17 protein-coding genes are annotated in these 22,789 nt (G+C 68.0%); 10 read left to right on the top strand and 7 right to left on the bottom strand.

What is annotated here, in order from left to right; genetic code table 11:
- Positions 1-25: 25 nt before the first annotated feature.
- Positions 26-1,681, bottom strand: coding sequence for an NRAMP family divalent metal transporter (locus tag AX685_RS15195; RefSeq protein WP_066490146.1), 1,656 nt, complete (start codon positions 1,679-1,681; stop codon positions 26-28).
- 480 nt (positions 1,682-2,161) lie between these two features.
- Here AX685_RS15195 and AX685_RS15200 point away from each other — a divergent pair, with 480 nt between their 5' ends.
- Positions 2,162-2,440 carry a metal/formaldehyde-sensitive transcriptional repressor gene (locus AX685_RS15200; protein WP_066490147.1) on the top strand — a complete coding sequence of 93 codons (279 nt, stop codon included), beginning with the start codon at positions 2,162-2,164 and terminating at the stop codon, positions 2,438-2,440.
- Positions 2,441-2,502: 62 nt separating this feature from the next.
- Here AX685_RS15200 and AX685_RS21730 read toward each other — a convergent pair whose 3' ends face one another.
- Complete coding sequence (locus AX685_RS21730; RefSeq protein ID WP_156445844.1) at positions 2,503-2,955, bottom strand: hypothetical protein; 453 nt, start codon at positions 2,953-2,955, stop codon at positions 2,503-2,505.
- A gap of 14 nt (positions 2,956-2,969) precedes the next feature.
- Here AX685_RS21730 and AX685_RS15210 point away from each other — a divergent pair, with 14 nt between their 5' ends.
- A complete protein-coding gene (locus AX685_RS15210) occupies positions 2,970-4,106 on the top strand; it encodes an NAD(P)/FAD-dependent oxidoreductase (RefSeq protein WP_066490151.1) in 1,137 nt (378 codons plus the stop codon).
- Between the two features lie 57 nt (positions 4,107-4,163).
- Here the strand turns inward: AX685_RS15210 and AX685_RS15215 are convergent, their stop codons facing one another.
- A complete protein-coding gene (locus AX685_RS15215; protein WP_066490153.1) occupies positions 4,164-5,297 on the bottom strand; it encodes an ROK family transcriptional regulator in 1,134 nt (377 codons plus the stop codon).
- A 124-nt stretch (positions 5,298-5,421) separates the two neighbouring features.
- Here AX685_RS15215 and AX685_RS15220 point away from each other — a divergent pair, with 124 nt between their 5' ends.
- The gene (locus tag AX685_RS15220) at positions 5,422-7,956 is read left to right on the top strand and encodes a TonB-dependent receptor (protein ID WP_066490156.1); all 2,535 of its coding nucleotides are present in this window, start codon (positions 5,422-5,424) and stop codon (positions 7,954-7,956) included.
- Between the two features lie 23 nt (positions 7,957-7,979).
- The gene (locus AX685_RS23545; protein WP_066490159.1) at positions 7,980-8,375 is read left to right on the top strand and encodes a hypothetical protein; all 396 of its coding nucleotides are present in this window, start codon (positions 7,980-7,982) and stop codon (positions 8,373-8,375) included.
- Here the strand turns inward: AX685_RS23545 and AX685_RS15230 are convergent.
- A complete protein-coding gene (locus AX685_RS15230; RefSeq protein WP_066490156.1) occupies positions 8,359-10,893 on the bottom strand; it encodes a TonB-dependent receptor in 2,535 nt (844 codons plus the stop codon). The two genes, AX685_RS23545 and AX685_RS15230, sit on opposite strands and share 17 nt — an antisense overlap.
- 124 nt (positions 10,894-11,017) lie before the next feature.
- Here AX685_RS15230 and AX685_RS15235 point away from each other — a divergent pair, with 124 nt between their 5' ends.
- Positions 11,018-12,151, top strand: a complete 1,134-nt coding sequence (locus AX685_RS15235) for an ROK family transcriptional regulator (protein WP_066490153.1) — start codon at positions 11,018-11,020, stop codon at positions 12,149-12,151.
- Between the two features lie 57 nt (positions 12,152-12,208).
- Here AX685_RS15235 and AX685_RS15240 read toward each other — a convergent pair whose 3' ends face one another.
- The gene (locus tag AX685_RS15240) at positions 12,209-13,345 is read right to left on the bottom strand and encodes an NAD(P)/FAD-dependent oxidoreductase (protein ID WP_066490151.1); all 1,137 of its coding nucleotides are present in this window, start codon (positions 13,343-13,345) and stop codon (positions 12,209-12,211) included.
- 14 nt (positions 13,346-13,359) lie between these two features.
- On the opposite strand from AX685_RS15240, the gene AX685_RS21740 reads away from it, so the two are divergent.
- Positions 13,360-13,812, top strand: coding sequence for a hypothetical protein (locus tag AX685_RS21740; protein ID WP_156445844.1), 453 nt, complete (start codon positions 13,360-13,362; stop codon positions 13,810-13,812).
- 62 nt (positions 13,813-13,874) lie between these two features.
- Here AX685_RS21740 and AX685_RS15250 read toward each other — a convergent pair whose 3' ends face one another.
- Positions 13,875-14,153: a metal/formaldehyde-sensitive transcriptional repressor gene (locus tag AX685_RS15250; protein WP_066490147.1), complete on the bottom strand. Its 279-nt coding sequence runs from the start codon at positions 14,151-14,153 to the stop codon at positions 13,875-13,877.
- 480 nt (positions 14,154-14,633) lie between these two features.
- Here AX685_RS15250 and AX685_RS15255 point away from each other — a divergent pair, with 480 nt between their 5' ends.
- Both AX685_RS15255 and AX685_RS15260 read left to right on the top strand, forming a co-directional pair.
- A complete protein-coding gene (locus tag AX685_RS15255; RefSeq protein WP_066490146.1) occupies positions 14,634-16,289 on the top strand; it encodes an NRAMP family divalent metal transporter in 1,656 nt (551 codons plus the stop codon).
- 25 nt (positions 16,290-16,314) lie between these two features.
- The gene (locus tag AX685_RS15260) at positions 16,315-17,658 is read left to right on the top strand and encodes a carbohydrate porin (RefSeq protein WP_066490144.1); all 1,344 of its coding nucleotides are present in this window, start codon (positions 16,315-16,317) and stop codon (positions 17,656-17,658) included.
- A 218-nt stretch (positions 17,659-17,876) separates the two neighbouring features.
- Here the strand turns inward: AX685_RS15260 and AX685_RS15265 are convergent, their stop codons facing one another.
- The gene (locus AX685_RS15265) at positions 17,877-19,868 is read right to left on the bottom strand and encodes a BCCT family transporter (protein WP_331710180.1); all 1,992 of its coding nucleotides are present in this window, start codon (positions 19,866-19,868) and stop codon (positions 17,877-17,879) included.
- Between the two features lie 174 nt (positions 19,869-20,042).
- Between AX685_RS15265 and AX685_RS15270 the strand changes: the two genes are divergently transcribed.
- Positions 20,043-21,092, top strand: a complete 1,050-nt coding sequence (locus tag AX685_RS15270) for a potassium channel family protein (RefSeq protein ID WP_066490141.1) — start codon at positions 20,043-20,045, stop codon at positions 21,090-21,092.
- Positions 21,089-22,648, top strand: coding sequence for a DUF389 domain-containing protein (locus AX685_RS15275; protein WP_066490140.1), 1,560 nt, complete (start codon positions 21,089-21,091; stop codon positions 22,646-22,648). The genes AX685_RS15270 and AX685_RS15275 overlap by 4 nt, the downstream gene beginning before the upstream one ends.
- Positions 22,649-22,789: the final 141 nt, after the last annotated feature.

Here is a 22,789-nt window from a genome sequence, read left to right as displayed (position 1 = left end):
GGACGATCCCCTTGAACGGTGACGGTTACAGCCGCTGCGTCAGTGCCAGATGGATGATGCGGACGAGGACGAGGCCGCCCGCCACGACGAGGTAGAGCCGAAGGATGCCAAGCCACAGCCGCTCACCGCGTCCCAGCATCGCCGGCGCGAGCGCGTGGAGCGGCGGCATCCGCCACTCGGCCTTGCGGGTGCGATCGATGGCCTCCCCACCAGTGCCGACGAAAAGGCGCAGCGCGAACCAGCCGATCAGCGCCGCCGACGATCCGCCCCCCAGGATCGACAGCATCGTGACGGCGCTCAGAGCGGGGAACAGCACGGAGGCCGTCAGCACCACCGACAGCAGGACCAGCACCGTGATCACCGCGCCGGTGAAAAGGTTGAGCCAGCGCCCGTTGCGCCACGGCCCCAGCACCGCTTCGTCGTTGCAGAGCAGCAGCAAGAACACGGTCGCGCTGGGTAGCAGGACCCCGGCGAGCGACTGCACCGCATTGGTCAGCAGGCCCAGCGGCGTGCCCGGGATCAGCACCAGCGCCGCAGCGATCGCAATCAGGCCGGCGAACACGAGGTAAAAGGCGATCGACTCCCGGGGCGAACGATGCAGCGAGTGCCGGATGCCGAAGGTATCGCCGATCGCATAAGCGGTGCTGAGCGAGACGGCCGCCGCACCGATGATGGACGCGTCGATCAGCGCGATGGCGAAGAGGATACCCATCAGGCGCCCCGAATGCGCCGCGATGCCGCGCGCAACGGCCCCGGCATCGGTAAACTGGCCGATGCCACCGGTGCCGGCAAACGCGGCGGCGGTGAACGCCATCATCGCCACCGCGCCGACGATGACGACCGCGATGCCGATCCACAGGTCGACCCGGCTATAGGCCATGAAGTGCGGACCGATGCGCTTGTCGATCAGGTAGCTTTGCTGGAAAAACAGCTGCCAGGGCGCCACGGTGGTGCCGACGATCGCGATGATGAGCAGCGTCACGTCCGCCAGATGGCCGCGCGCCGGCAGTCCGGGGACGACGAAATCGTGAACGATCCTGCTTGCCGGCGGGTGGACGGTGACGGCGATCGGGATCAGCAGCAGCGAGCCGAACACCAGCACCATCATGAAACGCTCGAACCGCCGGAAGCTGCCGGTGCTGGCCGCCGCGACGATCAGCGGCGCGGCGACGAGCACCCCCGCGACGCGGGGAACGCCGAGATAGTCGAGGCCGAGCGTGATGCCGATAAACTCGGTAACGATCGTCAGCGCGTTGAGCAGGAACAGGTCGATGACGCTGAAGGCACCCCAGAACCTGCCGAAGCGCTGGAAGATCAGCCGGGCATGGCCGACGCCCGTCACCGCGCCGAGCCGCAGCACCATCTCCTGATTCACATACAGGACCGGTACCAGCAGCAACAACGTCCAGAGCAGCGACGTGCCGTAATTCTGCCCTGCCTGCGTATAGGTGCCGAACGCACCCGCATCATTGTCGCCGACCATGACGATCAGGCCGGGTCCCACGATCGCGGCCAGCGTCACGAGCCGCCGCCGCCACCCGCGCCGTGCGCCGGTGTCGGCTTCGGCAATGGTGCCGAAGGCGCCGATGATATCGCCCTTGTGGGCGTCGTCCAGATGGGCGGTCGCGCGCATATCGCGCGCACCGCCCGGGCCGGTGATGGCCGGGTTGTGCATGTTCATGGCACGAACTCCGCGTGCGTCGGTCGGATCGGGTGCGGGGCAGATCAGGCGGCTGGCGAAGCCGCCCCGGTTCGCCGCTTCCTGTCGTCGCCGGCAAGCACGGGGCGCCATGCGGCAAGGCGGACGCGGCGGCTCAACGGCTCGGCGCGACGATGGTCGGCGCGTCGCTCGACACGCGGTATATCCAGGGTCATGTCACGACCTCCTCGGTTCCGGTTTGTTCCGGTCCGGGAGATCGTCGCCACCGTATCAGACGGTGGCCGCGCCCTCCGCGACCGGTTCATATCCGGCGATGCCGATCAGCGGAGCAACGCTCCTACTGTCGCCCTCGCCGGACATGGGGGTAGATCGGGTGTTCATCGTCGTCCTTGTCAGTGGGCACGCAGCCGCGCGCACCGTCATCGAGTCGCGAACCTCCGCGCCCGATGGACGCCACATACCTATCCCGGGTATAGGATCAAGCCGTAATACGGAGCAGGCATGAGCCACGTCGAAAAAGAGAAGAAGAAGCTGCTGAATCGCATCAGGCGCATGCGCGGACAGATCGAGGCGATCGAGCGGGCAGTCGAAGAGGACAGCGAGTGTGCGCGCGTGCTGCAACAGGCGACGGCGTGCCGCGGGGCGCTCGATGGGTTCATCGCCGAGGTGATCGAAGACCACATCCGCGAGCATCTGGTCGATCCCGCATCGCCAGCGGACAGTCCCCAGCGCGCCGCTGCCGAAGAACTGGTCGAGATCGTGCATGCCTATCTGACCTGAGGCGCGCGCCACGGACCGGAACCCCGCCGGAAAGCGGTCGTTCGGCGCCGACAGTCCGATCGTCACCCGCCCCCCCTTGCCGCCGCGGCCGCCTTCGCGATGGCATGCGCCTCTACCGCGCCCGCCCAGGTGGCGACGGCGACGGCGCAGGAGGACGACGCCGAGGCCAGCCCCGACGTCGTCATCACCGGATCGCGGATCGGCAGGGCCGGGTTCGACACGCCCACCCCGACGACGATCACCGGCGGCGACACGCTGCTGGTCGGCAATCGCCCGAGCATGACATTGCGCACCACTGCTGATCGCGAGAAGCTGCGCGTGTCGCACAGGCTGACGAAGTCTTCGAGCTGCTTCAGGTCGATCGGCCGCGCGTGATAGCGTGGATGCCTCCAGTCTGGTCCGGCGGCGCCCAGCTTGTCAAAGTGTGCGGCGGCGGACCGTCCGGACGTTCGCTTTGCGGCGGTGTCGACGTCTTCGACCGATACTGACCCATCGGTGTCCGACGCGATGCCCAAGGGAGAATGCGGCAATGCCCGAGCGTGTGGACGTCATCATCATCGGCGGCGGGATCGCCGGCATCTCTGCGGCGGCACGGATCGCGCGGCACGCCCGCGCGGTCGTGCTGGAGGGCGAATCGGCGCTGGGCTATCATTCGTCGGGACGCAGCGCGACCTTCTATCATTTCGGCATCGGCAACGACGCGGTCCGGGGGATGACCGCGGCCAGCAGTGACTTCTTCGCCGCCCCGCCTGCCGATTATGCCGATGGGCCGCTGTGGACGGAAAAGCCCGCGCTGTTCATCGCCGACCGCGCGTCTTTGCCCGATCTTGAAGCCCTGCACGCCGAAATGGATCGCTTCGTCGACACGATCGAGCGGGTCGATGCGGCGGCCGCCACCGCGATCGTGCCGGTGCTGAAGACCGGCGGCGACGGCGTCGTGGCCGCTCTCCTCGACAGCGGCGGACGCAAGCTCGACGCCGATGCGATGCTACAGGCCAATGCGCGCGCGTTTCGCCGTGCCGGCGGCACGATCCGGTTCGATTCGCCGGTGGCCGGCCTCGCCTTCGATGGCGGTCGCTGGACGGTGGACACGCCCGGCGCCACCTATTCGGCGCGCATCGTCGTGAATGCGGCGGGCGCCTGGGCGGATGCGGTGGCGGGCATGGCCGGCGTCCGCCCGCTAGGTCTCACGCCGCTGCGACGCACGATCATCGGCTTCGACCCGCCGGACGGGCTGGCTATCGCCGACTGGCCGTTCCTGAAGACGGTCAGCGACGACGGCTTCTACATGCTGCCCGACGCGGGTCGTCTGCTCGCGTCGCCGATGGACGTGACGCCGTGCGATCCGTGCGACGTCCAGCCCGACGATTACGATATCGCGCTGGCCGCGTGGCGGGTCGAGCAAGCCACGACGCTTACCGTCGGGCGGGTGGCGACCCGCTGGGCCGGGCTGCGCAGCTTCGTGCGCGACAAGGTACCCACCGCAGGCTTCGCCCCCGCTACGCCCGGATTCTTCTGGCTGGCCGGACAGGGTGGCTATGGCTTGCAGACGTCGCCGGCGATGGCGTGGGCGGTGGAATCGCTGATGTTTGACCTGCCCTGGCCCGCGGAACTGGAGCAGCGCCGCGTGCGCCCCGAACAGATACGCCCCGAACGGCTGTTCTGAAAGTATCTGCTTCGCCCCCTCCGCGGCGGGGAACAGGTAAAGCCGCCGCCGGCCCGGTCAGCTTCGCATGATGGATGAGTGGATCGGGAGCAAGGCCGCGCCCAGCGCCGAGCCCGCACCGCCCAGCTGCGAAATCTCGATCGCGCAGCGACCGGTCTCGCTTTCGGCGGTGTGATCGCCCCAGATGATCGCACGCCGGTTGAGCCGTTCCGCCAGCCCGTTCATGATCGCCGCCGGCAGCGGCGACATCAGGCGGATCGCGCCGGGTTCCAGCCAGGCCAGCGCAGAATTGATGGTCATCAGCAACTGGTCGGCGGCGCGATCAAGCCAGCGTTCGATCACCGCTTCGTAGCCGGGGATCGCCGTGGCGAAGTCGGCGAGCGACCGGACATCGCATCCCGCCGCCTGCAGCGTCGCGATCAGGTCCAGCGTTGTGGGACGCGGGCGATCGCCGGGATAGAACATGCCGATCTCCCCCGCACTCCCCGATTCGCCGCGCATCAGCCGTCCTTCGTGGATGATCCCCGCGCCCACGCCATGCCCCAGCAGGATGACGACGGCGGTGGTGCAGCGCCGGATCAGCCCGCCAAGATAATATTCGGCCAGCGCGGCGGCCGTGGCGTCATTCTCGATCCATACCGGCTGGTGGAGCGCATCCTGGAAAATGTCGCGCAACGGCGCGTCCTTCCACCCCGGCAGGTTGCGCACGATGTGCCAGCGGTTTCCGTCACGCGACAGCGCCGGCCCCGGCGCGGCGAAGCCAACCCCGTAGAGGTGCCCACCAAGCAGCCGATGCTCCAGCGCCAGTTGATGGATCCGGCGGTCGATGTGCCGCGCGAAGCCCGGCGGATCGGTCAATTCGATCGTCTCGGAGGTCAGCGCGATGACGCCGCCGGCATAGTCGACCACCGCGATCTCCAGGATGCCGGCATACAGCGCCAGCCCGATCGCATATCCGCCCGCCGGTGAGATGCGCAGCGGTATGGTGGGCCGCCCCCGCCCCGCCAGAGCCTCCGACGGCAGTTCCTCGATCAGCCCCTGCGCCAGCAACGCCTGGGTCAGCCGCGATACCGCCGCGTTGCTCAGCCGCAACGTGCGGGCGAGCGCGGAGCGTGACTGCGCCCCGCCGGTCCGCAGCTGCCATAACAGCCGCTTCTCCTCGTCCAGCAGTATCTGTTCGGCGCGTCTCATGGCAACGCGCCGATACCAGCCGTCCCCGCCTTTCGCGATTAATTTTCGCCGGAATAAATAATTCCGTCACGCGCGCCCACCATCCGCGCCGGCGACACACAGGGTCTCCAGGGGGAATATTCCGATGAAGAAGTACCAACTCGCCGCCGGCTGCGCCGTCGCGGCGCTGGCCATGCTGGCCCTGCCGGCCGCTGCGCAAACCGCCGGCACGCCGGCGAGCGGCGGCACTGCGACAGCTACCGCGACGACAGAGGAGGCCGCCAGCGCTGATGCGCTGGCAGATGGCGACATCATCGTCACCGGTTCGGCACGCGCGCAGCGCCGCTTCGACGTGTCCTATGCGGTCAACTCGCTGACCCAGACGGACGTGCAGAAGATCGCGCCCAAAAGCTACGCTGACCTGCTCGGCACCGTTCCCGGCATCCAGGTGGAGGCGACCGGCGGCGAGGTGCAGAACATCACCCGCGTGCGCGGCATCCCCACCGATCGCGGCTACCTGATTTTCCAGCAGGACGGCCTGCCGCTGTATCATGAGATCGACGGCGTCTTCTTCAATTCCGGCGAAGGGATGAACCGCTACGACCTGATGACCGAGCGGGTCGAGATCGTCCGCGGCGGTCCGGCCCCGATCTACGCCAGCAGCGCGGCGGCGATCGCCAACAACATCACCGTGACCGGCGGCCCGCAGGCGCGCGGCAAGGCGCAGGTGACGCTGGGCGACACCGGCCTCTACCGGCTCGACGCGATGCAGTCGGGTCCGGTCGGCGACAACACCTATTTCGCGATCGGCGGCTTCCTGCGCCAGCATGATGGCTATCGCTACGCCGGGTTCCCCAGCGACAAGGGCGGGCAGATCCGTGCCAACCTGAAGCGCGACCTGAGCAACGGCTCGGTCAAGGTGTCGGTCGAGTATGTCAACGACCACAACCTGTTCTACTTGCCGATCCCGACCAACGATCCGCGCAATCCGGCGGTGTCGCTCGACCCGTACATCGACTATTTCACCGGCACGCTGAACTCGCCGTCGCTGCGCAACGTCAACATCAAGTATCGCGATGGCGCCGGCGCGTTGCAGACCATGCAGCGCGACCTGTCGAACGGGCGCCACATGCGCTTCTTCAACGCCGCGATCGACTATGACGCCGATTTCGACGGGTGGGAGGTCGCCGCCAAGCTGGGCGGGACGAAAGGCAAGTCGAGCTTCGACGCCTTCTACTCGACCACCAATCCCGCCGACGCCAACACCTTCGCCGCCAATTACCTGACCGCCGCGCGCACCGCCTTCGGCGCCAATGTCGCGCGGCTGGGCTATGCCTTCGCGGGCACCAACGGCGCGTCGGTCTACGATCCCTCGACCGCCTCGGGGCTGGTCATGTCCGGCCAGTATCGCGCATCGGAATCGGACTTCTATTCGGTGCAGGGCGATCTGAGCGTCACGCGCAAGTTCGAGACCGGGATCGGCAACCATGACGTGCGCGTGGGGGTGTACGGCGCCTTCTATGGCAACACGTTGCGTCAGGCGTATCAGGACATGCTGATCGAGGTGCGCAGCCAGCCGCGCACGCTTGACCTGGTCGCCTATTCGGCGACCGGCCAGGTTCTGGGATCGGTGACGCAGAACGGCGTGCTGCGCTACACGACCACGCTCAACCAGGGTGAGGGCGATGCGCAGATGATCGCCTTCTACGCCAACGACACCTGGGACGTGACCGACGGCCTACGCGTCGACGCGGGCATCCGCACCGAACGGTACAGCTACAAGGGCATCGCGCTGCCGACCACGCAGGTCAATCTGGGCGACGCGACGACGCTGGCGGACGATACCACCCGCGCCTTCACCGGCCAGGTGCTGGACCAGCGTCTGAAGCCGAACGCGACCAACTGGACGGTCGGCGTCAACTACGACCTGAGCAACAATTTCGGGGCGTACGGACGCATCTCGAACCTGGAGGTGCCGCCGCAGCTGGGCGTCGTGACCGGCATCAACGCGACGATCGTCAAGACCAAGGCGCGCCAGTATGAGGTCGGCCTGAAGGCCAGCTTCGGGCCGCACTACCTCTACGCCACCGGCTTCTACACCAAGTTCAATCCGTTCAACGCCTCGTTCGCGGCGTTCAACCCGTTGACCGGCCGCAACGACCAGGTGCTGCCGTTCATCGGCGAGGCGTCGGTCAAGGGTGTCGAGGTGGACGGTCGCGTCGCGCCGGCGCGCTGGTTCTCGATCACCGGGTCGGTGACGTGGCAGGATCCGGAATATGCCAACCTCCAGAACACCTCGGGTGCCGATCCGGCCGCGGTGAACGGCAAGCAGATTATCCGCGAGGCGAAGTTCTTCGGCAACCTGCGCCCCAGCTTCGATTTCAACCTGGGCGAACAGCGGGTGTCGGTGTTCGGCCGCTACGAATGGGTCGGCCGGCGCTACGTCGACCTGTTCAACCGCACCGCGATGCCGGGGTACCAGACCACCGGCGCCGGCGTGTCGGTCGATCGCGGGCCGTGGCATCTGCAGGTGGTGGGCGACAATCTGTTCAACGCCCATGGCCTGACGGAGGGCAATACCCGCACCGATCAGTTCGCGGGTCAGGGGACGTCGGAGGCGATCTACGGCCGCCCGCTGTTCGGCCGCAACTTCCGTCTCATCGTCAGCCGCAGCTGGTGATGCGGGCATTGCTCTGCGCGGCCATGGCCGCTTTGGCCGTGCTGGCCGGCCCCGCTTCGGCGGGGCCGGTGGGTGACGGCCAGCTGGCGGCGCTGTCCACGCGGCTGTTCCCGCTGCTGGATGCGGCCGGACGCGACCCGGTGGCGCTGGAGCGGCTGGCGACGGCGCCGGGGATGCAGGCCATCCTGCGCACCCGGCGCGCGCGCCGGGTGCGCAGGATGGCCTGCATCCCCGGCGCCGTCGCCAGCCGCTCCAGCGCCACCGGGTCGCGTCCGGCCGCATCCAGCAGCGGGAACAGCCGCGTGGACAGCGCCGCCAGCTGGCCGTCACCCACCGGCCCCGCCGAAGCGGGGCCGGCCAGCACGGCCAAAGCGGCCATGGCCGCGCAGAGCAATGCCCGCATCACCAGCTGCGGCTGACGATGAGACGGAAGTTGCGGCCGAACAGCGGGCGGCCGTAGATCGCCTCCGACGTCCCCTGACCCGCGAACTGATCGGTGCGGGTATTGCCCTCCGTCAGGCCATGGGCGTTGAACAGATTGTCGCCCACCACCTGCAGATGCCACGGCCCGCGATCGACCGACACGCCGGCGCCGGTGGTCTGGTACCCCGGCATCGCGGTGCGGTTGAACAGGTCGACGTAGCGCCGGCCGACCCATTCGTAGCGGCCGAACACCGACACCCGCTGTTCGCCCAGGTTGAAATCGAAGCTGGGGCGCAGGTTGCCGAAGAACTTCGCCTCGCGGATAATCTGCTTGCCGTTCACCGCGGCCGGATCGGCACCCGAGGTGTTCTGGAGGTTGGCATATTCCGGATCCTGCCACGTCACCGACCCGGTGATCGAGAACCAGCGCGCCGGCGCGACGCGACCGTCCACCTCGACACCCTTGACCGACGCCTCGCCGATGAACGGCAGCACCTGGTCGTTGCGGCCGGTCAACGGGTTGAACGCCGCGAACGAGGCGTTGAACGGATTGAACTTGGTGTAGAAGCCGGTGGCGTAGAGGTAGTGCGGCCCGAAGCTGGCCTTCAGGCCGACCTCATACTGGCGCGCCTTGGTCTTGACGATCGTCGCGTTGATGCCGGTCACGACGCCCAGCTGCGGCGGCACCTCCAGGTTCGAGATGCGTCCGTACGCCCCGAAATTGTTGCTCAGGTCGTAGTTGACGCCGACCGTCCAGTTGGTCGCGTTCGGCTTCAGACGCTGGTCCAGCACCTGGCCGGTGAAGGCGCGGGTGGTATCGTCCGCCAGCGTCGTCGCGTCGCCCAGATTGACCTGCGTGGTCGGCAGCGCGATGCCCTTGTAGCTGTACCGTTCGGTGCGGATGCCCGCGTCGACGCGTAGGCCGTCGGTCACGTCCCAGGTGTCGTTGGCGTAGAAGGCGATCATCTGCGCATCGCCCTCACCCTGGTTGAGCGTGGTCGTGTAGCGCAGCACGCCGTTCTGCGTCACCGATCCCAGAACCTGGCCGGTCGCCGAATAGGCGACCAGGTCAAGCGTGCGCGGCTGGCTGCGCACCTCGATCAGCATGTCCTGATACGCCTGACGCAACGTGTTGCCATAGAAGGCGCCGTACACCCCCACGCGCACGTCATGGTTGCCGATCCCGGTCTCGAACTTGCGCGTGACGCTCAGATCGCCCTGCACCGAATAGAAGTCCGATTCCGATGCGCGATACTGGCCGGACATGACCAGCCCCGAGGCGGTCGAGGGATCGTAGACCGACGCGCCGTTGGTGCCCGCGAAGGCATAGCCCAGCCGCGCGACATTGGCGCCGAAGGCGGTGCGCGCGGCGGTCAGGTAATTGGCGGCGAAGGTGTTGGCGTCGGCGGGATTGGTGGTCGAGTAGAAGGCGTCGAAGCTCGACTTGCCTTTCGTCCCGCCCAGCTTGGCGGCGACCTCCCACCCGTCGAAATCGGCGTCATAGTCGATCGCGGCGTTGAAGAAGCGCATGTGGCGCCCGTTCGACAGGTCGCGCTGCATGGTCTGCAACGCGCCGGCGCCATCGCGATACTTGATGTTGACGTTGCGCAGCGACGGCGAGTTCAGCGTGCCGGTGAAATAGTCGATGTACGGGTCGAGCGACACCGCCGGATTGCGCGGATCGTTGGTCGGGATCGGCAAGTAGAACAGGTTGTGGTCGTTGACATACTCGACCGACACCTTGACCGAGCCGTTGCTCAGGTCGCGCTTCAGGTTGGCACGGATCTGCCCGCCCTTGTCGCTGGGGAACCCGGCGTAGCGATAGCCATCATGCTGGCGCAGGAAGCCGCCGATCGCGAAATAGGTGTTGTCGCCGACCGGACCCGACTGCATCGCGTCGAGCCGGTAGAGGCCGGTGTCGCCCAGCGTCACCTGCGCCTTGCCGCGCGCCTGCGGGCCGCCGGTCACGGTGATGTTGTTGGCGATCGCCGCCGCGCTGCTGGCGTAGATCGGGGCCGGACCGCCGCGGACGATCTCGACCCGCTCGGTCATCAGGTCGTAGCGGTTCATCCCTTCGCCGGAATTGAAGAAGACGCCGTCGATCTCATGATACAGCGGCAGGCCGTCCTGCTGGAAAATCAGGTAGCCGCGATCGGTGGGGATGCCGCGCACGCGGGTGATGTTCTGCACCTCGCCGCCGGTCGCCTCCACCTGGATGCCGGGAACGGTGCCGAGCAGGTCAGCGTAGCTTTTGGGCGCGATCTTCTGCACGTCCGTCTGGGTCAGCGAGTTGACCGCATAGGACACGTCGAAGCGGCGCTGCGCGCGTGCCGAACCGGTGACGATGATGTCGCCATCTGCCAGCGCATCAGCGCTGGCGGCCTCCTCTGTCGTCGCGGTAGCTGTCGCAGTGCCGCCGCTCGCCGGCGTGCCGGCGGTTTGCGCAGCGGCCGGCAGGGCCAGCATGGCCAGCGCCGCGACGGCGCAGCCGGCGGCGAGTTGGTACTTCTTCATCGGAATATTCCCCCTGGAGACCCTGTGTGTCGCCGGCGCGGATGGTGGGCGCGCGTGACGGAATTATTTATTCCGGCGAAAATTAATCGCGAAAGGCGGGGACGGCTGGTATCGGCGCGTTGCCATGAGACGCGCCGAACAGATACTGCTGGACGAGGAGAAGCGGCTGTTATGGCAGCTGCGGACCGGCGGGGCGCAGTCACGCTCCGCGCTCGCCCGCACGTTGCGGCTGAGCAACGCGGCGGTATCGCGGCTGACCCAGGCGTTGCTGGCGCAGGGGCTGATCGAGGAACTGCCGTCGGAGGCTCTGGCGGGGCGGGGGCGGCCCACCATACCGCTGCGCATCTCACCGGCGGGCGGATATGCGATCGGGCTGGCGCTGTATGCCGGCATCCTGGAGATCGCGGTGGTCGACTATGCCGGCGGCGTCATCGCGCTGACCTCCGAGACGATCGAATTGACCGATCCGCCGGGCTTCGCGCGGCACATCGACCGCCGGATCCATCAACTGGCGCTGGAGCATCGGCTGCTTGGTGGGCACCTCTACGGGGTTGGCTTCGCCGCGCCGGGGCCGGCGCTGTCGCGTGACGGAAACCGCTGGCACATCGTGCGCAACCTGCCGGGGTGGAAGGACGCGCCGTTGCGCGACATTTTCCAGGATGCGCTCCACCAGCCGGTATGGATCGAGAATGACGCCACGGCCGCCGCGCTGGCCGAATATTATCTTGGCGGGCTGATCCGGCGCTGCACCACCGCCGTCGTCATCCTGCTGGGGCATGGCGTGGGCGCGGGGATCATCCACGAAGGACGGCTGATGCGCGGCGAATCGGGGAGTGCGGGGGAGATCGGCATGTTCTATCCCGGCGATCGCCCGCGTCCCACAACGCTGGACCTGATCGCGACGCTGCAGGCGGCGGGATGCGATGTCCGGTCGCTCGCCGACTTCGCCACGGCGATCCCCGGCTACGAAGCGGTGATCGAACGCTGGCTTGATCGCGCCGCCGACCAGTTGCTGATGACCATCAATTCTGCGCTGGCCTGGCTGGAACCCGGCGCGATCCGCCTGATGTCGCCGCTGCCGGCGGCGATCATGAACGGGCTGGCGGAACGGCTCAACCGGCGTGCGATCATCTGGGGCGATCACACCGCCGAAAGCGAGACCGGTCGCTGCGCGATCGAGATTTCGCAGCTGGGCGGTGCGGGCTCGGCGCTGGGCGCGGCCTTGCTCCCGATCCACTCATCCATCATGCGAAGCTGACCGGGCCGGCGGCGGCTTTACCTGTTCCCCGCCGCGGAGGGGGCGAAGCAGATACTTTCAGAACAGCCGTTCGGGGCGTATCTGTTCGGGGCGCACGCGGCGCTGCTCCAGTTCCGCGGGCCAGGGCAGGTCAAACATCAGCGATTCCACCGCCCACGCCATCGCCGGCGACGTCTGCAAGCCATAGCCACCCTGTCCGGCCAGCCAGAAGAATCCGGGCGTAGCGGGGGCGAAGCCTGCGGTGGGTACCTTGTCGCGCACGAAGCTGCGCAGCCCGGCCCAGCGGGTCGCCACCCGCCCGACGGTAAGCGTCGTGGCTTGCTCGACCCGCCACGCGGCCAGCGCGATATCGTAATCGTCGGGCTGGACGTCGCACGGATCGCACGGCGTCACGTCCATCGGCGACGCGAGCAGACGACCCGCGTCGGGCAGCATGTAGAAGCCGTCGTCGCTGACCGTCTTCAGGAACGGCCAGTCGGCGATAGCCAGCCCGTCCGGCGGGTCGAAGCCGATGATCGTGCGTCGCAGCGGCGTGAGACCTAGCGGGCGGACGCCGGCCATGCCCGCCACCGCATCCGCCCAGGCGCCCGCCGCATTCACGACGATGCGCGCCGAATAGGTGGCGCCGGGCGTGTCCACCGTCCAGCGACCGCCATCGAAGGCGAGGCCGGCCACCGGCGAATCGAACCGGATCGTGCCGCCGGCACGGCGAAACGCGCGCGCATTGGCCTGTAGCATCGCATCGGCGTCGAGCTTGCGTCCGCCGCTGTCGAGGAGAGCGGCCACGACGCCGTCGCCGCCGGTCTTCAGCACCGGCACGATCGCGGTGGCGGCCGCCGCATCGACCCGCTCGATCGTGTCGACGAAGCGATCCATTTCGGCGTGCAGGGCTTCAAGATCGGGCAAAGACGCGCGGTCGGCGATGAACAGCGCGGGCTTTTCCGTCCACAGCGGCCCATCGGCATAATCGGCAGGCGGGGCGGCGAAGAAGTCACTGCTGGCCGCGGTCATCCCCCGGACCGCGTCGTTGCCGATGCCGAAATGATAGAAGGTCGCGCTGCGTCCCGACGAATGATAGCCCAGCGCCGATTCGCCCTCCAGCACGACCGCGCGGGCGTGCCGCGCGATCCGTGCCGCCGCAGAGATGCCGGCGATCCCGCCGCCGATGATGATGACGTCCACACGCTCGGGCATTGCCGCATTCTCCCTTGGGCATCGCGTCGGACACCGATGGGTCAGTATCGGTCGAAGACGTCGACACCGCCGCAAAGCGAACGTCCGGACGGTCCGCCGCCGCACACTTTGACAAGCTGGGCGCCGCCGGACCAGACTGGAGGCATCCACGCTATCACGCGCGGCCGATCGACCTGAAGCAGCTCGAAGACTTCGTCAGCCTGTGCGACACGCGCAGCTTCTCGCGATCAGCAGTGGTGCGCAATGTCATGCTCGGGCGATTGCCGACCAGCAGCGTGTCGCCGCCGGTGATCGTCGTCGGGGTGGGCGTGTCGAACCCGGCCCTGCCGATCCGCGATCCGGTGATGACGACGTCGGGGCTGGCCTCGGCGTCGTCCTCCTGCGCCGTCGCCGTCGCCACCTGGGCGGGCGCGGTAGAGGCGCATGCCATCGCGAAGGCGGCCGCGGCGGCAAGGGGGGGCGGGTGACGATCGGACTGTCGGCGCCGAACGACCGCTTTCCGGCGGGGTTCCGGTCCGTGGCGCGCGCCTCAGGTCAGATAGGCATGCACGATCTCGACCAGTTCTTCGGCAGCGGCGCGCTGGGGACTGTCCGCTGGCGATGCGGGATCGACCAGATGCTCGCGGATGTGGTCTTCGATCACCTCGGCGATGAACCCATCGAGCGCCCCGCGGCACGCCGTCGCCTGTTGCAGCACGCGCGCACACTCGCTGTCCTCTTCGACTGCCCGCTCGATCGCCTCGATCTGTCCGCGCATGCGCCTGATGCGATTCAGCAGCTTCTTCTTCTCTTTTTCGACGTGGCTCATGCCTGCTCCGTATTACGGCTTGATCCTATACCCGGGATAGGTATGTGGCGTCCATCGGGCGCGGAGGTTCGCGACTCGATGACGGTGCGCGCGGCTGCGTGCCCACTGACAAGGACGACGATGAACACCCGATCTACCCCCATGTCCGGCGAGGGCGACAGTAGGAGCGTTGCTCCGCTGATCGGCATCGCCGGATATGAACCGGTCGCGGAGGGCGCGGCCACCGTCTGATACGGTGGCGACGATCTCCCGGACCGGAACAAACCGGAACCGAGGAGGTCGTGACATGACCCTGGATATACCGCGTGTCGAGCGACGCGCCGACCATCGTCGCGCCGAGCCGTTGAGCCGCCGCGTCCGCCTTGCCGCATGGCGCCCCGTGCTTGCCGGCGACGACAGGAAGCGGCGAACCGGGGCGGCTTCGCCAGCCGCCTGATCTGCCCCGCACCCGATCCGACCGACGCACGCGGAGTTCGTGCCATGAACATGCACAACCCGGCCATCACCGGCCCGGGCGGTGCGCGCGATATGCGCGCGACCGCCCATCTGGACGACGCCCACAAGGGCGATATCATCGGCGCCTTCGGCACCATTGCCGAAGCCGACACCGGCGCACGGCGCGGGTGGCGGCGGCGGCTCGTGACGCTGGCCGCGATCGTGGGACCCGGCCTGATCGTCATGGTCGGCGACAATGATGCGGGTGCGTTCGGCACCTATACGCAGGCAGGGCAGAATTACGGCACGTCGCTGCTCTGGACGTTGTTGCTGCTGGTACCGGTCCTGTATGTGAATCAGGAGATGGTGCTGCGGCTCGGCGCGGTGACGGGCGTCGGCCATGCCCGGCTGATCTTCCAGCGCTTCGGCAGGTTCTGGGGTGCCTTCAGCGTCATCGACCTGTTCCTGCTCAACGCGCTGACGATCGTTACCGAGTTTATCGGCATCACGCTCGGCCTCGACTATCTCGGCGTTCCCCGCGTCGCGGGGGTGCTCGTCGCCGCGCCGCTGATCGTCGCGGCGGCCAGCACCGGCAGCTTCCGGCGGTTCGAGCGTTTCATGATGGTGCTGGTGTTCGGCTCGCTGCTGCTGATCCCGATCGCCGTCACCGTCCACCCGCCGGCAAGCAGGATCGTTCACGATTTCGTCGTCCCCGGACTGCCGGCGCGCGGCCATCTGGCGGACGTGACGCTGCTCATCATCGCGATCGTCGGCACCACCGTGGCGCCCTGGCAGCTGTTTTTCCAGCAAAGCTACCTGATCGACAAGCGCATCGGTCCGCACTTCATGGCCTATAGCCGGGTCGACCTGTGGATCGGCATCGCGGTCGTCATCGTCGGCGCGGTGGCGATGATGGCGTTCACCGCCGCCGCGTTTGCCGGCACCGGTGGCATCGGCCAGTTTACCGATGCCGGGGCCGTTGCGCGCGGCATCGCGGCGCATTCGGGGCGCCTGATGGGTATCCTCTTCGCCATCGCGCTGATCGACGCGTCCATCATCGGTGCGGCGGCCGTCTCGCTCAGCACCGCTTATGCGATCGGCGATACCTTCGGCATCCGGCACTCGCTGCATCGTTCGCCCCGGGAGTCGATCGCCTTTTACCTCGTGTTCGCCGGCCTGATTGCGATCGCTGCGGCGCTGGTGCTGATCCCGGGCACGCCGCTGGGCCTGCTGACCAATGCGGTGCAGTCGCTCGCCGGGGTCCTGCTACCCAGCGCGACCGTGTTCTTGCTGCTGCTCTGCAACGACGAAGCGGTGCTGGGGCCGTGGCGCAACGGGCGCTGGCTCAACCTTTTCACCGGCGCGGTGATCACGGTGCTGGTCCTGCTGTCGGTGGTGCTGACGGCCTCCGTGCTGTTCCCCGCTCTGAGCGCCGTCACGATGCTGTCGATCCTGGGGGGCGGATCGTCGGCGGCGCTGATCGGCTGGTTCGCGCTGCGCCTTTTCGTCGGCACTGGTGGGGAGGCCATCGATCGCACCCGCAAGGCCGAGTGGCGGATGCCGCCGCTCCACGCGCTCGCGCCGGCGATGCTGGGACGCGGTGAGCGGCTGTGGCTTGGCATCCTTCGGCTCTACCTCGTCGTGGCGGGCGGCCTCGTCCTCGTCCGCATCATCCATCTGGCACTGACGCAGCGGCTGTAACCGTCACCGTTCAAGGGGATCGTCCATGACCCGGCTTCTTGCGACGGCAGGCGCTTGTGCGCTCGCCGGCCTGACACTCCACGCCCCCGCCCGCGCCCAGTCCGTTCAGGGCAGCCCGCCCGCCGTGGTGGCGCCTGCGACCCCGGCCGACGGGATACCGGAGGGCGAGCGGATCGCGATCCGCGGGCAGGCGACGTTTGTCCTGCAAGGCACGCCGGGCTTCGCGTCCCCCTATGCCGGCGCGAACAGCCTGACGCCGCGACAGGCGAGGGAGACGGTCGACGTCACGCTCTTTGCCGGGGTGCGGCCATGGGCCGGGAGCGAATTGTGGGTAAGTCCGGAGATCGACCAGGGCTTCGGCCTGTCGAACACGCTGGGCGTCGCCGGCTTCCCGAGCGCGGAGGCGTACAAGGTCGGCCGTCGGCGTCCGTATCTGCGGCTCCAGCGGCTGTATCTCCGCCAGACCATCGCGCTGGGCGGCGCGGCTGCCGGATCGCGCGCGAGCGACCGCCTCGTGCTAACCGCGGGCAAGATCGGCGTCGGCGACGTGTTCGACACCAACAGCTATGCGCATGATCCGCGGGGCGATTTCCTCAATTGGTCGGCGGTCGATGCGGGCACGTTCGATTATGCCGCCGATGCCTGGGGCTATACCACCGGGATTGCCGCCGAAGCGTATCGCGGCGCATGGACGCTACGGTTCGGCGCGTTCAACCTTTCCAAGGTGCCGAACGGCGAAACGCTGGAGACGGGGTTCCGCCAGTATCAGCTGGATACGGAAATCGAGTACCGTCAGATGCTTGCGGGGCGGCCCGGCGCGGTCCGTGTGACGCTGTTCCGGAACCGCGGGCGCTTCGGCCGCTTCGACGATGCGCTGGCGGCTGCCGCCCGGACCGGAGATGGCGCCGATATGGCGCTGGTCCGCCGTCGCCGCGCGCGGGCCGGGATCAGTATCAACGCCGAGCAGGCGCTGACCGACACCCTGGGTGTGTTCGGGCGGGCCGGGACCGCCGACGGTCAGGTCGAGCCCTATGACTTTACCGACATTGATCGCACTGCCCAGCTCGGCCTCGCGCTGAACGGGGCAGGGTGGGGCCGGTTGAGCGACACGGCGGGCGCAGTGATCGTCGTCAACGGTATCAGCCGCGTGCATCAACGCTATCTCGACGCCGGCGGCCTCGGCGTTCTGGTCGGAGACGGGAGGCTGCCGCATCCCGGCCCGGAATATATCGGCGAGGCATATTACAAGCTGGTCGCGACCCGCGGGGTCGAGATTTCGCTAGATTGTCAGCATATTGCCAACCCCGGCTACAACCGCGACCGCGGCCCGGCCGATATATTCGCGGTGCGCCTGCACGGGGCGTTTTGACGGGCCGGGCGGCAGGTCCGCTGGTGGTCCCTGCTGGTGGCGGGGTTCCAACCGGGAAAGCACGTATTCCTGCGTCGTGGATCGATCGCTCCCGCACGTCGCATCGCGGCTTTCGGCCGGCCGTCCCGATGACACGGCCAACGCACGGTCATGAGAGGCGCGCAGGTGCGGCCGACAGGGGCAGGGGCCTGTGACCGGCTCTCATCACGGATGTCGGCTCACGCCAGCCGCCATCGTTCGAGCTGGGTCAGCACGTCACCAGCGATCTGCTCGACGGTGAAACCAGTCAGGTCGCGGGACCGGATATCATGATGCGTCTGCGCGGCGAGGAACCATGCCTTGCTGCGCCGTGCCTCCGACGCTTCCAGCGCGGTATAGGCAGCGAGCGGCCGCGCGCGCGGCTCGAGGCGATAGATAAAGGTGCGTCCTTCCTCCGCGTCGAGAAGTAAAGCCGCGCTGTCCTCGGTGATCTCGAGGCGGCTTTCCCCCCAGCCTTGTTGTTGCAGGCCTTCGTACACGGAGCGCAGCGCCGGTGCGCCGGTCCGTTCGATCTGCCGCACGATGTCCACCCTGCGCGCTGGCACGATAAGGCGCTTCAGTCGCTCGCCGATCGCCGGCGCTTCGTTGGACAGCGTCACCCCGGCCAGATCGGCGTTGGTCTGTCGCACCAGACCCAATGCCAGCATCAGCATGATGAAACAGAACGGCAGCGCCGCGATCAACGTCGCTGCCTGCAACGCCCCCAGGCCGCCGGTGAGCAGCAGGAGCGTCGCCGTCACGCCGAGCAGCACGCACCAGTAAATCCGCTGCCAGCGCGGCGTATCCTCCGCCCCGCCCGATGCAAGCGTATCGATAACCAGCGCGCCGGAGTCCGCGGATGTGACGAAGAACACGGCGACCAGCATGATCGCCAGGGTTGAGGTGACGCCGGCTGCGGGCAGATATTCCAGGAACTTGAACAGCGCGGTCGACAGGTTCGCCTGCACCGCATCCGCGATGCCGCCGGCCGCCGGCCCAAGGTCGAGCGAAATCGCTGTGTTGCCGAACACCGTCATCCAAAGGAAGGTGAAGGCGGTCGGCACGAACAGCACGCCGGTCACGAATTCGCGAATCGTCCGCCCGCGCGAAATGCGCGCGATGAACATGCCGACGAACGGCGACCAGGCGATCCACCACGCCCAGTAGAACAGCGTCCAGTCGGCCATCCAGGCGCGCGGCTCGTAGGCATACAGCGTGAAGGTCCGCATGACGAAATGGTCGAGGTACAGGCCGAAATTCTGCACCAGCGCGCGCAGCAGGAACAGCGTCGGCCCCAACGCCAGCACGAACAGCATCAGCAGCACGGCGACCGTCAGGTTCAGTTCCGACAGGCGGCGGATGCCGCGATCGGCGCCGCTCAGCACGGACAGCGTCGCCGCCCCCATCACCAGCACAATCACGACGATCTTGGTCGTCGTACCGTCGGGCGCACCGTAGTTATAGGCAAGGCCCGCCGTCATTTGCGACACGCCGAACCCCAGCGACGTGGCGACGCCGAACACGGTGCCGCAGACAGCGAAGATGTCGATCGCATCGCCGATCGGCCCGTCGATCCGCTTGCCGAGCAACGGCGACAGCCCCGACCGCAGCGTCAACGGCAGATCCTTGCGATAGGTGAAATAGGCAAGGCTGAGGCCGACCAGCGCATAGATGGCCCAGGCATGGACGCCATAATGGTGGAAGGTGATCGCCATCGCCTCGCGCGCAGCATCGATCGTGCCGCTCTTTGCCTCGGGCGGCGAGATGTAATGCTGGATCGGTTCGGCGACCGCGAAATACATCAGGCCGATCCCCATGCCCGCCGCGAACAGCATCGCCAGCCACGACAGATAGGGAAAGTCCGGCTCGGCATCGTCCGGCCCCAGCTTGAGCTTGCCCGCCGGCCCGAAGCCGAGCACCAGCACGACGACCAGGAACACCGCGACCGCCGCGATGTAGAACCAGCCGAACGTGTCGATCGTCCACGCCTGCGCCGTCTTGAAAGCGTGATCGGCGCTGCCCGGCATCGCGATGGTGGTCAGCAGTAATGCGGCGATGATCGCCGAGGCCCCCCAGAAGACGCGGGGATTGATGTCATGTGTGGGCATGGCCGCGCGATAGCCGATATCGGCCGCGCTGGCGAATGCGGCGCCTCCCTTGTCCTGTCGGGCGGTGGCTGCAATAGCCGTCACCGGGTGCGCTTCCTTCCCGCCCGGGGGGAGCGCAGGCAAGTTGCGCTGGTCGGGCCGCCAGTGCCGATGACCGTGACGGAGGGCAGCCATGACCGATTGCGCGCGCCGTCCCGCGGCTGCCCTGTCCACCGCCACGGACCGGCACCACCGCGCGACCATGCGCACGGGTACGGCATGATCCGACGCGACCGCCGCGCGGCGCGTGGCAAAACATCTGTCACCGGCGCCTTGCGGCGGCGCCGAGGTACGCCGGTCTGGCTCTCGCTCCTGTGGCGGGTCGGCCTGGTCCTTGCCCTGATCGGCATCGCACTTGCGGGTCACTGGTTCGACCGTGGCGGGCTGCGTGACAATATCGACGGCCACATCAGCTTCGCCGACGTCCTCTATTTCACGATGATCACGATCACGACGGTGGGTTACGGCGATATCGTGCCGGTGACGGAGCAGGCCCGGCTGTTCGATACGTTCGTCGTCACGCCGATCCGGCTGTTCGTGTGGCTGATCTTTCTGGGAACCGCCTATGACTTTCTTCTGCGACGGGTATGGGACGGATGGCGGATGCGCATGATCCAGCAACGCCTCCGCGGCCATACGATCGTCACCGGCTTCGGCACGTCGGGCAGCGAGGCGGTCGCCGAACTGATCCGGCGCGGTGCCGACCCCGCGACCATCGTCGTCATCGACGAACGCGCCGCTGCGGTCGAACTGGCCGAGCGGCTGGGCGTCAACGTCCTGCAGGGCGACGCCAGCCGCAATGCGACGCTGGATGCGGTGCAGGTCGCCCGCGCCAAGGCGGTGATTGTGTCGGCGGGGCGCGACGACACCTCGATCCTGATCGTGCTGACGGCGCGCGGCCTGGCGCCCGGCGTGCCGCTGAGCGTCGTGATCCGATCGGAGGACAACGAACCGCTCGCCCGACAGGCCGGGGCGACGACGGTCATCAATCCGGCAAGCTTCGCCGGACTGCTGCTCGCCGGTTCCACTCATGGTGAGCATCTGGCCGATTACATCGCCGATCTTGCCGCGCACGTCGGCCGCGTCGCGCTGCACGAACGCGATGTCACGCCGGCGGAGGTGGGCCAGCCGCTGTCCGCTCTCAACACCGGCCTCGGCGTCCGGCTGCATCGCCGCGGCGCCGCGATCGGCTTCTGGGAAGCCGGGGCACAGCGGCTGGAGACCGGCGACCGGATCGTCGAGATCGTCCCCACGGAGCGTTTGCCATGAATGTCGCCACGGGGGATCGCCCCGAACCCGCCGGACGCCTCAGCCGTATCGCGCTGTATCGATGGTGGCGGCTGTCGGTCGTCGGCCGTGTCGATCACGAGGCGGTGCTGGCGCGCGTCATTGAGGAAAGCGGATGGAGCCCGCGCTTCGCGTTCATGACGATGATGTCGGCGGGGATTGCGGTGCTCGGGCTGCTGCTGTCGTCGCCGGCGGTGGTGATCGGCGCGATGCTGATTTCGCCGCTGATGAACCCGATCCTTGGTTTCGGGTTCAGCCTGGCGCTCTTTGACTTTCGCGAACTGCGGCGATCGCTGAAGGCGCTGCTGATCGGGGCGGTCGCGGCGATCGCCTTCACCGCGCTGCTGGTGCTCGTCTCGCCGTTGCAGGCGCCGACTGCGGAGATCGTCGCGCGGACGCGGCCCAATCTGTTCGACCTGGCGGTTGCGCTATTCGCGGCGCTGGCGGGGACCTTCGCGATCATCCGCGGGCGCGGCGACACGATCGTCGGCGTCGCCATCGCGACCGCGCTGATGCCGCCGCTTGCCGTGGTGGGATACGGCATCGCCACCCGCAACGCCCCGGTCGGCATGGGCGCCTTCGCGCTGTTCGCCACCAACTTCATCACCATCGCCCTGTCGGCCACGGTGATGGCGCGCTTCTACGGCTTCGGTCATCATCTGTCGCGACGGCAGAGCTGGGCGCAGACAGGCGTGCTGACCCTGGTGTTCGTCGTCATGGCCGTTCCGCTCGGCATTTCGCTCAACCGGATCGGACGGGAAGCGCTGGCCACCGCGCAGACGCGGTCGCTGCTGTCGGACCGGTTCGGTGCCGAAGCGCGCGTGACGCAGCTCGACATCGATTTCACCGCGCGGCCGATCGTCGTGCGTGCGGTCGTCATCACGCCGCGCCGTTCGATGCAGAAGACGAGCGCGATCCAGGCCGCACTGTCACGACAGCTGGCCCGGCCGGTGCGGCTGAACCTCGACCAGATCCTGCTCGGCGCGGGGGCCGATGCGCTCGCCGCCCAGCGCGAAGAGCTGCGCCAGGCCGGAGAAGCCACCAACACCGCCGCGCAACACGTCACCGACCTGGCCAATGCCATCGCGCTGATCACCGGCGTCGCGCCCGAGGCGGTGACGATCGACCGCGACCACCATCGCGCCATCGCCGCCGCCGCCGCGCTGCCCGGCGCGACCGTTGCGACCTATCGCGCGCTGGAGCGGCGCGCGGCGCAGCAGAGCGAGGATTGGGATGTGGCGATCGTCCCGCCGCAGGGGCCGTTGCCTGACATCGTGTTTGCCGACGGTTCCGACGCGCTCGATGCCGGCGCCGGCGACGCCATCGCGACCTCCGTCTGGGCGGCAAAGCGCTGGAACCTGTCGGCGCTGGCGGTGCCGGGCTTGCCCGAGGGCCCGTCGCCCGCCAACCCCGATCTCGGCGCCCGTCGTGCACTGGCGATCGCGGCCGCGCTGCGCCAGCAGGGCATCGCTGCAACGCCTGCGCCGGCCGCGGGCAGGCGCTTCGCGCTGACGGCCGCCGCGACGGCCGCACCATGATCGCCCGACGATCCAAGGAGTATTGATGGCAGAGATCGGACCGACCCAACTGGGGACGATGCTGATCGTCGCCTCGCTGGTGGCGATGGTGTCGCGGCGGATCGGCCTGCCCTATACCGCGGGCCTGGTGCTGGCGGGTAT

It is taken from the genome of Sphingomonas sp. CCH9-F2 (assembly GCF_001556735.1).
GTDB classification, from domain to species: Bacteria; Pseudomonadota; Alphaproteobacteria; order Sphingomonadales; family Sphingomonadaceae; genus Sphingomonas; species Sphingomonas ginsenosidimutans.
This window is presented reverse-complemented; position numbering and strand designations above follow the sequence as displayed.

What these genes read in the sequence shown, in the direction of transcription:
- AX685_RS15275 (WP_066490140.1), top strand. Translation starts at nt 21,089, where the DNA reads ATGAATGTCGCCACGGGGGATCGCCCCGAACCCGCCGGACGCCTCAGC.
- AX685_RS15270 (WP_066490141.1), top strand. Translation starts at nt 20,043, where the DNA reads ATGATCCGACGCGACCGCCGCGCGGCGCGTGGCAAAACATCTGTCACC.
- AX685_RS15250 (WP_066490147.1), bottom strand. Translation starts at nt 14,153, where the DNA reads ATGAGCCACGTCGAAAAAGAGAAGAAGAAGCTGCTGAATCGCATCAGG.
- AX685_RS15195 (WP_066490146.1), bottom strand. Translation starts at nt 1,681, where the DNA reads ATGAACATGCACAACCCGGCCATCACCGGCCCGGGCGGTGCGCGCGAT.
- AX685_RS15210 (WP_066490151.1), top strand. Translation starts at nt 2,970, where the DNA reads ATGCCCGAGCGTGTGGACGTCATCATCATCGGCGGCGGGATCGCCGGC.
- AX685_RS15260 (WP_066490144.1), top strand. Translation starts at nt 16,315, where the DNA reads ATGACCCGGCTTCTTGCGACGGCAGGCGCTTGTGCGCTCGCCGGCCTG.
- AX685_RS15230 (WP_066490156.1), bottom strand. Translation starts at nt 10,893, where the DNA reads ATGAAGAAGTACCAACTCGCCGCCGGCTGCGCCGTCGCGGCGCTGGCC.
- AX685_RS15215 (WP_066490153.1), bottom strand. Translation starts at nt 5,297, where the DNA reads ATGAGACGCGCCGAACAGATACTGCTGGACGAGGAGAAGCGGCTGTTA.
- AX685_RS15235 (WP_066490153.1), top strand. Translation starts at nt 11,018, where the DNA reads ATGAGACGCGCCGAACAGATACTGCTGGACGAGGAGAAGCGGCTGTTA.
- AX685_RS15240 (WP_066490151.1), bottom strand. Translation starts at nt 13,345, where the DNA reads ATGCCCGAGCGTGTGGACGTCATCATCATCGGCGGCGGGATCGCCGGC.
- AX685_RS23545 (WP_066490159.1), top strand. Translation starts at nt 7,980, where the DNA reads ATGGCCGCTTTGGCCGTGCTGGCCGGCCCCGCTTCGGCGGGGCCGGTG.
- AX685_RS15200 (WP_066490147.1), top strand. Translation starts at nt 2,162, where the DNA reads ATGAGCCACGTCGAAAAAGAGAAGAAGAAGCTGCTGAATCGCATCAGG.
- AX685_RS15220 (WP_066490156.1), top strand. Translation starts at nt 5,422, where the DNA reads ATGAAGAAGTACCAACTCGCCGCCGGCTGCGCCGTCGCGGCGCTGGCC.
- AX685_RS15255 (WP_066490146.1), top strand. Translation starts at nt 14,634, where the DNA reads ATGAACATGCACAACCCGGCCATCACCGGCCCGGGCGGTGCGCGCGAT.